Raw genomic sequence first — 13729 nt, 5'->3', positions numbered from 1 at the left:
GTTATTCCGAACTTGGGTGGCGGGAAAAACATAGGGGGCGATCTGCAACAAGGGAATATTGCAAGTAGATTATCCGCACCGCGTCTCGTAGGAACTCACACGATTTCTTTGCGCTTTACTGCTCAAGAAGGGGTTTGTTTGCGTCCGGATGTTGGACGAGATATTCTTTGACCGTGTTTCTTTTTTTTTCTAAACGAGAAAGATGATCTTCGATGATTTTTCCGAAATCGAGTTTCCCCGTAATGATCTCGTATCTTTCCGTTTCCAAGGTTCCAAGATCCAGATCCGAATCGATCTCGGAAGAACGGTCCGCGTATCTCTGGGCTTCCTTCCAATAAGGAATCGCTTCCTTATAAAAACCGTCCGCGACTTCGAAGGATCGATTGAGATCGTAAGCAAAGTCCAAATTGTGGAAGTAAAGATGTCGTTTATCAAATTGGGATGCGATTCTCATATAAGATCTCATGATCTGAAGATTGATATGCATAAAGAGTAAATTGCGATATTTATAATATTCATCCTCGTCTTTCACGGGGCAGAGCGCGTTCTTCGGATGACGAAAACGTTTCTTGAGTCCGATCTTGAGAAAGTAGATATCCCTTCTTAAATCGTTTTCTTTGTAATGAAGTTTGAGACCGTAGAGTTGATAGTAATCTTCTAAGAATTTCGGCTCCCACTTGTGAAGTTTGTAGGGAACCCAGTCCGAAAATTTTGTATAAGGGCCCTTCTTTTCATACTCGTAATTGTAATCCAGATCGACCTCGGCTGAAATCGAATTCGCTCCAAAATGAAAGACCACCCCTAAGAGGATACAAATGAGGAGTTTTAGAATTCCGGTTTTCATTCTTTTTGATTTTCGGCAGATTTCGTTTTTTAGGTGAGCCGGGAATCCCTTGAAATCGGTCGGAAAGTCCGTCCGGTTTTTCGAAACGCGGAGATCTTTTCATTCTCCAAACGGGGTGTCCTTTTCGAATTTAGAATCTAAAAAAAAATCCTTTTAGAAAGGCTCGGAGTCTAAACTACGAGTTCAAGCGCGTCTTTGCCAGGAATCGGGTTGACCCCTCATTTTTTCGCAAAAGCATTGTTTCTTGGATGAAGTTTTAGTTTTTTTTCCTGGTCATTGGATCCGTGTTATTAAAAACCCAGCAACATAAGAATTCGAAGATTAGATTTCTGGTCCTGGGATTTCTGTCCTTTTTTCTCATCACATTTTCCCTTTCCGCCGAAGAACTTTCGCTCTCTTGGTTCGAGGGGCTGCAAAAATCGGTTTCTTCCGGGGTAGCAGGCGGAGGTTTAGAATGGACCACCGCCTTTGTTCTCATTGCAGGAGGAGTTCTCGCAAGTCTTCTTCCCTGCGTCTATCCTCTTTATCCGATTACGGTCGGGATCGTGAGAGCGAGAGGCGAAGGATCCCCTAAGATTCTTCATCCGGCGGTCTATTATTTAGGACTTGTCGCGGTTTATTGGTGTTTCGGTTTGATTGCAGGTTTTTCGGGAGGAGCGTTTAACGTGATTCTACGTTATCCGTTCACCAACCTCGCACTCTCGATTCTCATTTTTCTCTTGGCGCTCGCTTCTCTGGATCTGATTCATCTCCCTTTTTTCCAGTCCAAGGAGGTCAAAACCGGGCAAGGTTGTAAAGGGACCTTTCTCCTTGGAATGGGGGCGGGACTTCTTTCTTCTCCCTGTGTCGGTCCCGTCGTAGTCGCGATCCTCTTGCAGATCACCGCTGGTTCGGGTGCGATCTCGATCGGCTCCATTCTTCTTGCATCCTTTAAGATGTTCCTTTTCGGGATAGGATTGGGCTTTCCCTTTTTGATGATCGGAGTGTTCGGGCTCAGTCTTCCAAAATCAGGAAAATGGATGCGTTGGATCCAATGGGTTCTTGGTTTTTTTGTATTCTATTTTTCTTATACTTATTTTCAAAAGGCGCTTTCGGGTTGGGGATTTTTGGATCGTTCGATTCCTCTGGCAGCGACCGGAATTTTAATTCTTCTCGTCTGTCTTTACTTTTTTCTTCCCGAAGATTGGGACAAATACAAAAGAATGAAGAAGACTCTCTTCTTAGGCGGAGTTGTCCTGTCCGCGGCAGGGCTTGTTATTCTTCTTTCGAACGGTCCAGGAGGAGTCAAAACTTCAGGCGTTTCTGAAACGGAGACAAAAGGAAATCTGACTTGGTTTCGACTCCCCGAAAAGGCTTATGGGGAAGGAAAGGATAGCGGGAAAAAAGTATTCATCGATTTTTATGCGGATTGGTGCACGAACTGTAAAGCATTCGAGGAATTGACACTTTCGGATTCTTCTCTGAACGAGGCTTTGCAGAGTGCGGTTCTTTTAAAGGTTAAAGACGACGATCCGATTTTTGAGACCTTCGCAAGAGATCCTCGTTTTGAAGAATTAAAAATCGGTCTTCCTTTTTTTGTGATCTTGGACGAAGAGGGGAATCTTTTGTATAAGACCACGGATTATCAGGATACGAAGACCATGATCCAAACTCTAAAAGAACGACATTAGGAGAGATTACTGGATGAAACTTTCTTCGATTGATTCGATTTTCGACTGGTGTGTGGATGTATTGATTTTTTGGGCGAAAGTTTTTGGGATTACTTACAACGAAATCAACGTTTATATCTTTTGCGTGATCTGGCCTCTTTTTACTTTGATTCTCATCGGTTTCGTCTTTCAACTTCTGAGAGCGAATCGAAAATTACGAGCGGAACTTTTGGGAAAAAGAACATAGAATTCTCGATCAGGAAAAATCTTTCCCGAGAATTCGAATCTATACTGACTTCGATTCCCTTTTCAATCGGGGCTCGGCTTTTAAAACTCGGAACGTAGGAACTCCTATACGAACGGGATCGCAATCGTCGGTGAGAAAGTTCTTTCACCCTGAAAGGACTGAAATTTGTTGGAACTCCTATAAGAATCGACCCGGGATCTCGCGGTCTAAAACGACCAGAACCGTAAAACTGCGATTCCTTGTGGGAACTCCCCGTTTTCTCACTGAAATATTCGAAAGGTCGAATCCGTGTCCTTCTCAGATGTTAGGACAAACGTTTTGTTTTTAGAATCGGAGGCATAAGAATCGAACCCAAATTCCTCAAAGGATGAAAAGAATTTCGTTTTATAAAAATCGCTTCCTTCCCGTATGAGCTCCTACGATTGAGAACGGATTCGATTTTTAGGAATTCCTAGACCGTTCCAGAAAAGTGTGAGTTCCTACATTCTCAGTCTTGAAGGTAAGATTTTGATTTTCTAATATACGGTTAAACGGGAGAGCGAGTATCATAGAACCCGCGCGCAGGTTGAGAGGAGATATAACGAGAATCGTCTTTACGAGGAAGAATTTTTTAGGAGTTCCTACACGGGACTTTTTTCTTGCAAAATTAGAATTTTGTGATATAGGAAAGTCCCCCGTGTTTTTTTCCACCACCCACCCCTCCACCCGAAAATCGGGCGGGGCCCGCGACTTTCACGGTAGAATTGTCGGAGTTCCGACAGACTCATTCTTGAGATGCAAAATACTTGCAGCTAAGGTTAGAGAATGGTCGGGCGGGAACGAGCCGTCGGTACTAAAAAAACTGAGCCTTGGTTCCCTGGCCTTTCAAAGTCGTTCGAAAGAAACGATTCCAATCAAACCGTTGCTTCTTTCTCCCAGAGTTTCCATTTTACGAAGAAGAAAACCCCCACAGCGATGATCGCGATCGAAACCCACTGAGACTGGGAAAAACCATGCCAGTAATATTGACTTAAGAATTCCGGATTCTGTTCCGCGTTCGGAATGTTGACTAACGGAGGAGGATCGATAAACGGAAAAACAGCCTTGTTGACTCTCAAAAATTCTACCATGAGTCTTGCAAAACCGTGAAGAATCAAATACTGAGCTCCGATGGAGAATTTTCGAAAACCTTGGTCCTTTGCCCAAAATTGAAAGTAGGCAAAGAATACGAAGGAAACGATCGATTCGATCAAGGGAGTGTTCCAAACCGGAACTCCGGAAGGATGAGCGCCGTGATAATCAAAAACCAAAAGAGGAATTCGGAGATCGGTCGCAAAGCCGTAACATCCGTCACCCGAAACCCAACAACCCAATCTTCCGATCGCATAACCGATCGCCATACTCGGAACCGCGGCGTCCAAATATGAAGGAACGTCGAGTTGGAAATATTTCATGTAGAGGGAGATAAAAAGAATTCCGAAAAGAAATCCTCCGTAAAATACGAGCCCACTTCCGGAAAATAAATTATCCCAAAGAGCCATTCTTCCCGGAAAACCGTACCAGTGAGTGAGGGGATAGAGAAATCTTCCGTCAAAGCCGGGAGTCTCCATAAAGATCTGATCCCAGATCTCGAAGATAAAAAAGATCTTAGCACCGACCAGAGTTCCTAAGATTCCCAAAAGAAGAAGCCAGTCGGAATGTTCGGGTTCAAGGTTTCTTCTTTTTAATTCTTTCGGAAGAAGATAGGATGCGGCTAAAAAACCGAGCATCATGAGAATGCTAAATGTGGAAGGTCCATCCCAATTGAAGAATTGTTTGAGAAAGGGCACAGGAATTCTATCGATCATAGTGTAACCAATTCTCTCGATTGCAGGAATGGATCAACCCATAATCCTTTTTTGAAAAAGACAAAGGCCTCTTGAAACATTTGAAAAATGGAATTCTTTTTTAAAAAACGAGGAACGAGGAAAAGAAAACTTTGGTCTTTTTTCTTTTTTTTGGAAGAATCACTCGATGTTGATGAATTCCGCCGGATCCAGAGGCGGATCTTGTCCCATGTGAACCTCGTAGTGCACGTGAGGCCCCGTCGCCTTTCCGGTCGAGCCGACGAGACCGATGAGATCTCCTCGTTTTACGACCTGATTCTTTTCTACAAGAATCTGAGAACAGTGACCGTAGACGGTAAAGATTCCGTTTAAGTGATTGATCCGAATGTTCTTTCCCAATCCTCCGGAAGATTGTCCGGATTCTACTACGATTCCGGGAGCGGTCGCGTAGATCGGAGTTCCCTCGGAAGAAGCAAAGTCCACACCCGAGTGATGCTCTCCCAATACGACAAGACCGAATGGATCGACCCTTCCTCCGAACGTGGAGGAAACAAATCCAACTCCTGGTTTGAGAGGTCGTCCCCTGGGCAATGCGTAGAGAATGGATTCTCTTTCTTCAAGATAATCGAATGCGTTTTCAAAGGCCTGCCGAATTCGGAAGAGTTCTATGTTCTGAGCGGCAAAGCCTTCCACCGTATTCTTATAGAGTTCGAGATTGGTCTCGGAATCCGGGATCTCCTTTTTGAGCCGAAACTCGGGGATCACTTCGTAGGTAAGAATCCGCTTCCAAGGAACCTCGTCCCAAGCCACGAGGTTCAACTGCTCGGTTTTTCTTTCCAGACCTCGAATCTCCTTTTTGGCGTCTTGGAGGAGCATATCATAGTAAAGATATTGACTTACGTTCTCATCGCTTTTCTGAAAAAGGTCCTCGTCGGGTCGATAGAAGAAGTTGAGATAGGAAAGAAAGACGAAAGCGAGGGCGAGAATCGATCCTAAGAGGATTCCAAGGAACCAAGCCATAAAAACGTTCAGTTCGATCCGAATTACGTTCTCGTGACTGTGTGGAACGAGTAAAAAAGAGATCTTTTTGGACCCGCTCTCTTTGAATTTACGAAACCAATTTTTGAATTTGAGAATTTTGACCTGCAAACGCTCGGAATGCGTTAATTTGAGATCGAACTTTGCCGGGCTTGTCATAGATTTTTACTTGCAGGTAGGGGGAATGAAAGGATTATAGACTCATTCTTTATATGAAATTCCTGTCCAATCTGTTCAAGAAAAAAATAGGATCAGTTGAGGATATTCTCTCTCACCCGGATGGCAAGCGCTATTATCGGGATGCCCATCTGATCCGCAAAAACATGATAGATGAGGACGCGGTCAAGATCATTCATAGGCTGAATAAATTTGGCTTTAAGGCTTATATCGTAGGAGGAGGGGTCCGAGACCTTCTCCTGGGAAGAAAGCCTAAAGACTTCGACGTAGTCACGAACGCAACTCCGAACCAGATAAAAAAAATCTTCAACAACTGTCGAATCATCGGAAGAAGATTCAAAATTGTGCATATTCTTTTTCGCGGAAAAGTGATCGAAGTCAGTACGTTTCGTTCTCTGCCGGATTACCGGTTGGGAAAAGCCGTGGAAGATCAGGATTACCTCATCAAGAGAGACAACAAGTTCGGCACACCTCAGGAAGATGCCGCTCGCAGAGACTTTACAATCAATTCTTTATATTATGACGTTCGAAATGATTCCATCATCGATTACGTCGGTGGATTTGAAGACATTCAGAATAAGGTACTGCGAGTTATCGGAGACCCGGATATTTCGTTTCGGGAAGATCCTGTCAGAATGCTTCGCGCCGTAAAGTTCGCGGAGATTCTTGGTTTAACAATTGAAAAAGCGACCGCAAAAGCGATTCGTAAACACAAAGTCGAATTGGAAAAAGCTTCCAGTTCCCGAATGTTGGAAGAATACAATAAGATCTTCCGCACTTGGAAAACGTCTTTGATCTTTCAGGGAATGGCGGAGCACGGACTTTTGGAAGTTCTTTTCAAAGAAGCCTTTGATAAAGAGCGTAAGAAGAATTCTAATTTTGGCGAAAAGTTTTTAGAAACCAATATCGGAAAACGACTTGCGATCGCGGACAAACTTCTCACGGAAAGAGAGGAGATGACTCCTCATATTTTCTATTCTCTGATTTTTTCGGATCTCGCGAGAGAAGCTTTGACGAAAGAGAATATGCATTTGGTTCCTGCGATTAAGACGAGCTTGGATCCGATTTTCAATCGACTCGAAACTCCTAAAAAAGACAAGGATCGATTGATTAAGATTTTTGCGAGTCAGCAGAGATTCCTAAGCACGGAAGACGAAAAATCGTCTCAGAATAATTTCTTCCGGATGAAGGATTACTTTTACGACGCCTTTATGGTTTTTAAAATCGGAGCCATCGCCGAGAACGACGAACAATCGATTCAGAGCGCTTTCTTCTGGGAAATTTCCGTAAGAAAGAGACCGATTCCTGTGAAGAAGTTTCACGAAGGAAGAGGCGGCGGTGGAAATCAAAGCCAAGGCGGCCCAGACAGACCCGGTCCGCGTCCGAATAAAAATCGAAACAAGAATTTTCGGAATAAAAACCGAGGAGGAGAAGACGGAGGACAAAGAGGAGAACGCGGAAACCGAAAAGAAGAAATTTCGAACGGTGAAAGTGGAAACTCTAAAAGCGAATCCGACGATTCTCGCGGAAACAACGCCGCAAATTTTCCCGGAGAAGAATCTTAATTCTCCGCTTCTTGAAAGTAGTTCACTACAAACTGAAGTGAAGTTTTGGATCGAAAGGTAGATTCCTCCAAGGAACCCCAGAGATCCAGGCTTCCGGTTTTGCTGAGTAAATCTAAAAAGTCTTTCCCCCGATTCCAGATCAAACACTGGATCGTTTCGGGAGCTCCCAAAATTCTAAAACGAACGTGTTTTCCGTCGGTCATCGGTTTGGTGTGATAGATCTTTGCGCCTTTGATGGAATAAAGTGGAACCGGATTTTCATGTCCGAAGGGTTCAAAAACGGAAAGTTCGTGAAAGATCTTTGCCCCCAGTTCGGTGGGTTCGAGAGAAACTAAACTCGAAGTGGAATCCAGGATCGCCTGTTTTTGTTCTTCTTCCAACCAAGAATCTGCGTGTTCAAAGATGACTTTCGCGAGTTCGGGAATTCTATCGATGGAAAGAGAAAATCCTCCGGCTTCTTTGTGGCCTCCGTATTGAAAGAAGATCGATTCCGCTTTTTTCAGAAGATTCAGAACATTCTCTTTTCCATAGGAACGGATGCTTCCCTTCGCGTGACCGTGATCGGGTGTGATGAAGAGAACCGGTTTTTTATACTCTTCTACAAGACGGGTCGCGACAATTCCGGAAACTCCGGGTTCGAAGTCGGGTTCGTAACAAAAGAGAACCGCTTTCTGAGTTCGTTCCTGTTTTCGTTTTAGAAATCCGTCCACCTTGAAAAGATTTCGTTTAGTTCTTTCTCTTCGTTCTTCGTTTAATTTTTGGAGTTCTTTCGCGCCTGTTTTTGCACGTTCCGGATTCTCCTCCAAAAGAAGATTGAGGGCGACTTCGGTGGAATTCATTCTTCCCGCGGAGTTAATCATGGGCCCGAGTCCCCAGCCGAGATCTTTCGAGGTCACGTGTTTTTCGCTGAGTTCCATGAGCGAAAGGAGTTGGAACAATCCTTCTCTGTGTCGGGTTTCCTTACGATAGAGTTTGGAAAGAATCTTACATCCTTCCTTGACGATGATTCGATTTTCTCCGAAGAGGGGCATCATATCGGAGACGGTTCCCACCGCCGCGAGATCGAAGTTCTGGAGATACTGTTCCAAGATCGCGGGGTATTTTAGAAATTCTTGATAGAACCATTCTCTTTCCGGATATTCGGAGGTGAAGCTGTAGTGCGCTTCGCAGATGGGAAAGGAGAATTTGGATTCTACTTCCTGTCTTTCCCCTTGAAAGACGAGTTTTCCTCTGTAGATGAGATAACCCGAGAAGAGAGAATTTCCGTCTCCGATCCAAGTCCCCAGGTTGTATTCTTCCAAGGAAGAATAGAGATAGGCTTGGATCAATTTGAGTGCGAGAACTGCCGTGCAGATTTTTTCGTTCGGATACTGTGAATCCGGACGTTTCGGAGAAACAAGAAAACAAGCCGGAATTCTTTCCGGAATCTCGTGATGATCGAGGACGATGACCTTGATGCCGAGAGAGGCGAGTTCGTCGATCTGAACGTGATTGGTCGTTCCGAAGTCGAGGGTGATGAGAAGATCGGGTTTTTGTTTTTTTACGAAGTCGAGCGCGGCGGGCGAAAGTCCGTAGTCTTCTTCGTTGGAAACTTTGAGGATCAATTCTCCCCGATGAATTTTTTTTAAAAAACCTCCGAGGAGGCTCGTGGAAGAAACTCCGTCGCAATCCCGATCTCCAAAGAGAAGAATTTTCTTTTCAGAGGCAACGGATTCTTTTAAGAGTTCGAGGGCCGGTTCCAGATCCGGAAGCAAAAAAGGAGAAGGAAGTTCTCTGAGTCCGTGGTAGAGAAGGTGTTCCGGGTGCGATTTTTCTCGTAAGTGTGTTTGGTAGAATCTTTGTTGGAGAGGAGTGAGGGGGCCGCGAAGCCCGGAGGAAGGGAGTTCCTTTATACCCGGGCCATGAGAATAGGGAGAATTTTTGAGCATCCTTACATTGCGCTGTTGCCGCTAAATCTTGCTCCGGATTCTATTTCTAAATCGGGCGTGCGGACGTCTCCGATCACTTTGCCGGTTTTGCGGATGGAAACCTTTTCATTTGCGGAAACGTTTCCTTTTAACGCGCCTTCTACTTCGAGGGTTCCGGTCTGAATGTCGGCTTCCACTTCTCCCGTGTCTCCGACCACGAGTCTTCCGGTCGTTTCGATCGTTCCTTTGAAGTTGCCTTTGATTTTCAGGGAATTGCTGAATTTCAATTTTCCTCTGAATTGGATATCGTCTCCGATGATTGTATCGATGTGTTCGTCGCTCATTCTGTCTCCAAGTTTTAGAGGAAGAGAGGCAGATTCAAATGTTTTTTTGCGGTTTTTTGGGTCTGAGACCGTTACTGGGAAGGGAAGGCCAGACGAGTTCCATGGTTTCTCCGAATTTTGTGGATTGCCATTTTCCCCAGACTTCATCCATTTTAGAATGGATCGTTTTGATAAACAAAGACGGATCGGAAAGAATGGAAATCTCTAACAGTCGTTCAAATACGATTTCCTCATCGATCCGTTTTTTCCAAAGGGATTGCATCGGGCCGACGATCAATTCCACGATCTGTAGTTCGGGGTCGGAATTCGGATTTTTCTGATCCGACATTTCGGACAAGGTTTTACCGTTTTCTAAACTTCCCCAAAACGCGTTTTGAAAATCTCCGATGGATTCCACGCAGTAGTGCATAAGGTCGTGAATCAGATAACTTTTGGTCTCTAAGATGATTTCTTCCGTCGGAGCGGAATCTCGGATGATTTTTAGAATGTGAGACGAGTTGTCGATCTTAATCCAATGAAGTTTCATAGTCAATGTTTAAGAATCAGCTGAATCCTAAAACTTGAATCGGTTCTGCAGAGGATTCTTCCAAAAATACTTCAGGACGGACTTCAAATTCCGTTCAAGCGCAATTTTTCTCTAAGGTTTTTGTAGGAACTCCGACGCCCTACAGTAAAAGTCGCGCGCCCCACCCAAATTTCGGGTGGAGGGGCGGGTGGTGGAAAAAACCTCGGCGGACTTTCCTATATCACAAAATTCTAATTTTGCAAGAAAAAATTCCCATGTAGGAACTCCTAAAAAGTCTTTCTTTTAGAAGTAATCTCCTTGCAACCCCTCTCAACTTGTGGGTAAGGAAAAATCCGTCGGAACTCCGACGCCCTACAGTAAAAGTCGCGCGCCCCACCCAAATTTCGGGTGGAGGGGCGGGTGGTGGAAAAAACCTCGGCGGACTTTCCTATATCACAAAATTCTAATTTTGCAAGAAAAAATTCCCGTGTAGGAACTCCGACGGTCTTCTGAAGATAAAAGAGTTTCCGTAAAAAACGAATTCTTAGAACGCGGCGACCAAAATCGTTTCGATCTCGTTTTTTGGAAGTTCTCTCGGAAGAGAATCTAAAAACGGAAACGAAGCCGCGAGATTTGCGATCAAAGGTAGATCGATCTTTCTCACTTCGTATTCGGACAATCTCTGAGGAATTTTCAATTCGATAAAAATTTTCCGAATTCCTTCTACGGCTTTGATCGCAGCCTCGATCACGGAAATGTTCGTGATGTCTTCGTCTAAGGCTCTTGCGATCATCACGTATTTGCCGGCGGAGGAAGTGAGATTGTATTCCATCACGTGCGGGAGTAGGATAGACATGGATTGAAATATATCGAGATTTGTAATATTCGAACTTGCTAATGAAAGTGCGAAACATAACCCCAGGGAACTGGAAGACTGAGCGATCCCGGTCAAAAGACTCGCGGCGTAGAGGCCGTTCTTATAGTTTATATTTTTCGGGTCTCTTATCGAAGGAATCAGGTTTTTCTGAAGAAGTTCGATCGCTCTGAGCGCGGAAGAAATCGTCAACTCGGTGGAGAATTTAGAAAGAATCGTGTCCACCGCCGCGGCTAAAATTCCCACTCCAACTTTGGAAATATCGGAAGAACTCATAAAAGAGGAAATTTTCGGATCCGCAATAATCAGTTCCGGGAAAAGAAGTTCATGAGAAAAATATTTTACGATCTTCTCCTCTCCTAAAAGAACGGTGGAGATCGGAGAACATTCCAGACCAAAGACGGGATGAGTCGGAATCAAAATGAGCGGAAGCGGTTTTTTGAACTTAGTCTTTTTATCGTTTAACATCTCTTCTGCGAAGATGTCGTTTGTAACGAGAAGGGCGATGATCTTCGCCATACTTATGGATTCGTAGGAACCGTAACCGATGATACAATCCGCGTTTGCGATCTTTGCGAAGTAGGCGGCTGTATCCAATTCTTCTAATGTGGGTTCTTTTACGATGTCGTCGTAGAGAATCACTCCATCGATATGTTTTTCTAAGCTGGTTTTGATGATGGACAACTCATCCATATTCTCCAGCTCTTGTTGTGTGGAAAAAATGACGGTTCTTGTCCCGATGTTTTTAACGAAGTTACCCACTTTGTAACCGCAGTCTGCTTCAAAGTGGATTTTAGGTGGAAATGTGTAATTAACCCAATCGGGGAGTATCGGCATCGTCGTCGTCCCCCAGAGTAACCTAGTGACTCGGAATCGTTCTAATTTAAATAGAGGTAAAAATCAGTCTTCCGTAACGTTTTTATTGACCTAACATGGTCTCAGAGATTCTATCTGCGATCGTATTCAATGCGTCGGAACTCAGATTGTCGTAGTCTCCGTTTTTGAGTTTTTCTTTGACTTCTTTTAATTTCACGGAACGATCCGATTCTTCCGGTGTGGAAAGAATTTTACGAGTGATCGTTTGAACTTCAGCCTGAAGCCTTGCTTCGGATGCTTTTTGTTTTGCGGTATCGGAAATGGAAACGTTATCAAAAGTTTCTTTTGATTCCGCTTTTTTAACCGGGGTGGTTCTTTTCGGTTCGTATCCGCTTCCGCCGATCCCACCGATTTTATCGATAGTCATGATTTCTTACCTCTACTGAATTCTATCGGCCGATCCAAGAGAGCCTTTAAGCATTTTTTTCCGATTCGTGTTGATTAAAACCACAAATTCACCCTTTCGGGCAAATTCCTTGAGTTTTCCTTCGGAAAGGGGAGAATAATGAAGAATTTCCTCGTGCATTTTGGTCATTTCCCGCCCGATCAGAAATTCGCTGTCCGGAAAAATTTCTTTTACGGCGTCGATTGTATCGCCGATTCGATGCACCGATTCGAAAATCATAATCAATCCTTCGAACTCTTTCCATTCTCCGAGTTGATTCCTTTTTTTTCCTTTTTTCTCGGACACAAATCCCAGAAATAAAAATGGGTTCGCCTGCCAACCGGAGACGGAGAGTAACGCGGTGAGGGCACTCGCGCCGGGAACCGGCGTAACTCTGAGTCCGGCTTCTCTTACCATTCTTACAAGATGAGAACCCGGATCCGAAACCCCGGGAGCGCCCGCGTCCGAAATCAGAGCAAAATTCTTTCCTTCTCTCAATTCTTCCAGAAGCCCGGAATAAGGAACCGCGGACTGATCCTTGTAAAGTGTAGAGGCCGGGGTATCAATTCCATAGAATTTCAGAAGTCTTCTGGAATGTCCCGCGTTCTCACAGAGGATTCGATTTGTATTCTTAAGAATGCGAAGGGCTCGAAAAGTAAGGTCTTCTAAGTTTCCGATCGGAGTGGAAACGACGTAAAGTGTTCCCGGTTGGAGTGGAATTTCTTCCGAGGAAGGTTCTTCGAATTCTTCCTCTAAACTCATAGATTGCAGCCGGGAGGAGAAACACCCGACGGACAAACACATCCCGTTTCTTCGGCGCCGGCGATCAGACACGGATTGCAAAGAGTTCCTACCGGACAGTTTTGTTTTACCGTCGTGCTACAAGTGGCGGTATTGCATTCCGAAGGATTACAACTGGATCCTACCGGACAAAGATAAGGACGAGAGGAGGAACACATCCTCACCGCAGTCGAAGGATTGGAAAAGATTCCATTGTTCAAGAGTGCTCTCATCGAAAACGTATAGACCTCGCACTTGATAAAGGGAAAAACTCCCGGTGGAGGAAATTGATTTAAAACTCGGCGCGTTTGTAGTTTGGTTGAAGCAGTGGAAGCCTCGGACGCCAGATGGGGAAAGGAAGGTTGTACCCCATTTTCCAAATAGACGTTTCCGCCCGCGAGTGTTTCCGCCACCGAAGGGGCGGCTGTTGTGATGTAAAGATTGTAACCTACGAACTGAGGTTCTCCGTTCGTAATATAATAGCGGATCAGAAATTCCGGTTTGTAGCTGTTCGGCTCGGAAATAAAATCCGTATCCTTTTCGGCTTTTTCCGTGATTCCCTCGTTGACAGCGAGGACGCTCAAGAACTGAGGAACTCCCACGGGAGAAAGAAAAACAAAGGGTGACTGAGCCGTTTCCGTATTCTGACCACATCCTAAAAAAATAAACATCGAAAGGACGGCGGAAAGAATCGCTGGATGTTGTGTTTTAGAAGACATTTTTTATCTTGCTT

General features: G+C 44.6%; 13 protein-coding genes. 3 read left to right on the top strand and 10 right to left on the bottom strand.

Annotation, left to right across the window (positions count from 1 at the left end):
- Positions 1–115: 115 nt before the first annotated feature.
- Complete coding sequence (locus JWG45_RS02450; protein WP_205278199.1) at positions 116–844, bottom strand: hypothetical protein; 729 nt, start codon at positions 842–844, stop codon at positions 116–118.
- A 269-nt stretch (positions 845–1113) separates the two neighbouring features.
- On the opposite strand from JWG45_RS02450, the gene JWG45_RS02445 reads away from it, so the two are divergent.
- A complete protein-coding gene (locus tag JWG45_RS02445) occupies positions 1114–2514 on the top strand; it encodes a protein-disulfide reductase DsbD family protein (RefSeq protein ID WP_408611590.1) in 1401 nt (466 codons plus the stop codon).
- Between the two features lie 13 nt (positions 2515–2527).
- Positions 2528–2740: a hypothetical protein gene (locus JWG45_RS02440; protein ID WP_205278197.1), complete on the top strand. Its 213-nt coding sequence runs from the start codon at positions 2528–2530 to the stop codon at positions 2738–2740.
- Between the two features lie 893 nt (positions 2741–3633).
- Here JWG45_RS02440 and JWG45_RS02435 read toward each other — a convergent pair.
- Both JWG45_RS02435 and JWG45_RS02430 read right to left on the bottom strand, forming a co-directional pair.
- Positions 3634–4566 carry a prolipoprotein diacylglyceryl transferase gene (locus JWG45_RS02435; RefSeq protein WP_205278196.1) on the bottom strand — a complete coding sequence of 311 codons (933 nt, stop codon included), beginning with the start codon at positions 4564–4566 and terminating at the stop codon, positions 3634–3636.
- A 159-nt stretch (positions 4567–4725) separates the two neighbouring features.
- On the bottom strand, positions 4726–5742 hold the full coding sequence (locus tag JWG45_RS02430; protein WP_205278195.1) for a M23 family metallopeptidase: 1017 nt from the start codon (positions 5740–5742) through the stop codon (positions 4726–4728).
- A 53-nt stretch (positions 5743–5795) separates the two neighbouring features.
- Here JWG45_RS02430 and pcnB point away from each other — a divergent pair, with 53 nt between their 5' ends.
- Entirely contained in the window at positions 5796–7325 is a 1530-nt protein-coding gene (pcnB, locus tag JWG45_RS02425; protein ID WP_205278194.1) for a polynucleotide adenylyltransferase PcnB, read from the top strand.
- Here pcnB and recJ read toward each other — a convergent pair.
- From recJ to JWG45_RS02390, 7 genes are all read right to left on the bottom strand, one after another.
- The gene (gene recJ, locus JWG45_RS02420) at positions 7322–9253 is read right to left on the bottom strand and encodes a single-stranded-DNA-specific exonuclease RecJ (protein ID WP_205278193.1); all 1932 of its coding nucleotides are present in this window, start codon (positions 9251–9253) and stop codon (positions 7322–7324) included. The two genes, pcnB and recJ, sit on opposite strands and share 4 nt — an antisense overlap.
- A gap of 2 nt (positions 9254–9255) precedes the next feature.
- On the bottom strand, positions 9256–9576 hold the full coding sequence (locus tag JWG45_RS02415) for a bactofilin family protein (protein ID WP_205278192.1): 321 nt from the start codon (positions 9574–9576) through the stop codon (positions 9256–9258).
- Positions 9577–9610: 34 nt separating this feature from the next.
- Positions 9611–10102, bottom strand: coding sequence for a hypothetical protein (locus JWG45_RS02410; RefSeq protein WP_205278191.1), 492 nt, complete (start codon positions 10100–10102; stop codon positions 9611–9613).
- Between the two features lie 523 nt (positions 10103–10625).
- Entirely contained in the window at positions 10626–11792 is a 1167-nt protein-coding gene (locus JWG45_RS02405; RefSeq protein WP_205278190.1) for an iron-containing alcohol dehydrogenase, read from the bottom strand.
- A gap of 82 nt (positions 11793–11874) precedes the next feature.
- Positions 11875–12198, bottom strand: coding sequence for a flagellar biosynthesis anti-sigma factor FlgM (locus JWG45_RS02400; RefSeq protein ID WP_205278189.1), 324 nt, complete (start codon positions 12196–12198; stop codon positions 11875–11877).
- A 12-nt stretch (positions 12199–12210) separates the two neighbouring features.
- The gene (gene rsmI, locus JWG45_RS02395; protein WP_205278188.1) at positions 12211–12978 is read right to left on the bottom strand and encodes a 16S rRNA (cytidine(1402)-2'-O)-methyltransferase; all 768 of its coding nucleotides are present in this window, start codon (positions 12976–12978) and stop codon (positions 12211–12213) included.
- The gene (locus JWG45_RS02390) at positions 12975–13715 is read right to left on the bottom strand and encodes an LIC11073 family putative lipoprotein (protein WP_205278187.1); all 741 of its coding nucleotides are present in this window, start codon (positions 13713–13715) and stop codon (positions 12975–12977) included. Before JWG45_RS02390 ends, rsmI begins: the two co-directional genes overlap by 4 nt.
- Positions 13716–13729: the final 14 nt, after the last annotated feature.

This window comes from Leptospira ainlahdjerensis, from assembly GCF_016919175.1.
Lineage (GTDB): Bacteria > Spirochaetota > Leptospiria > Leptospirales > Leptospiraceae > Leptospira > Leptospira ainlahdjerensis.
Note: the sequence above shows the minus strand (reverse complement) of the source record. Positions and strands in the feature narration are given on the sequence as shown.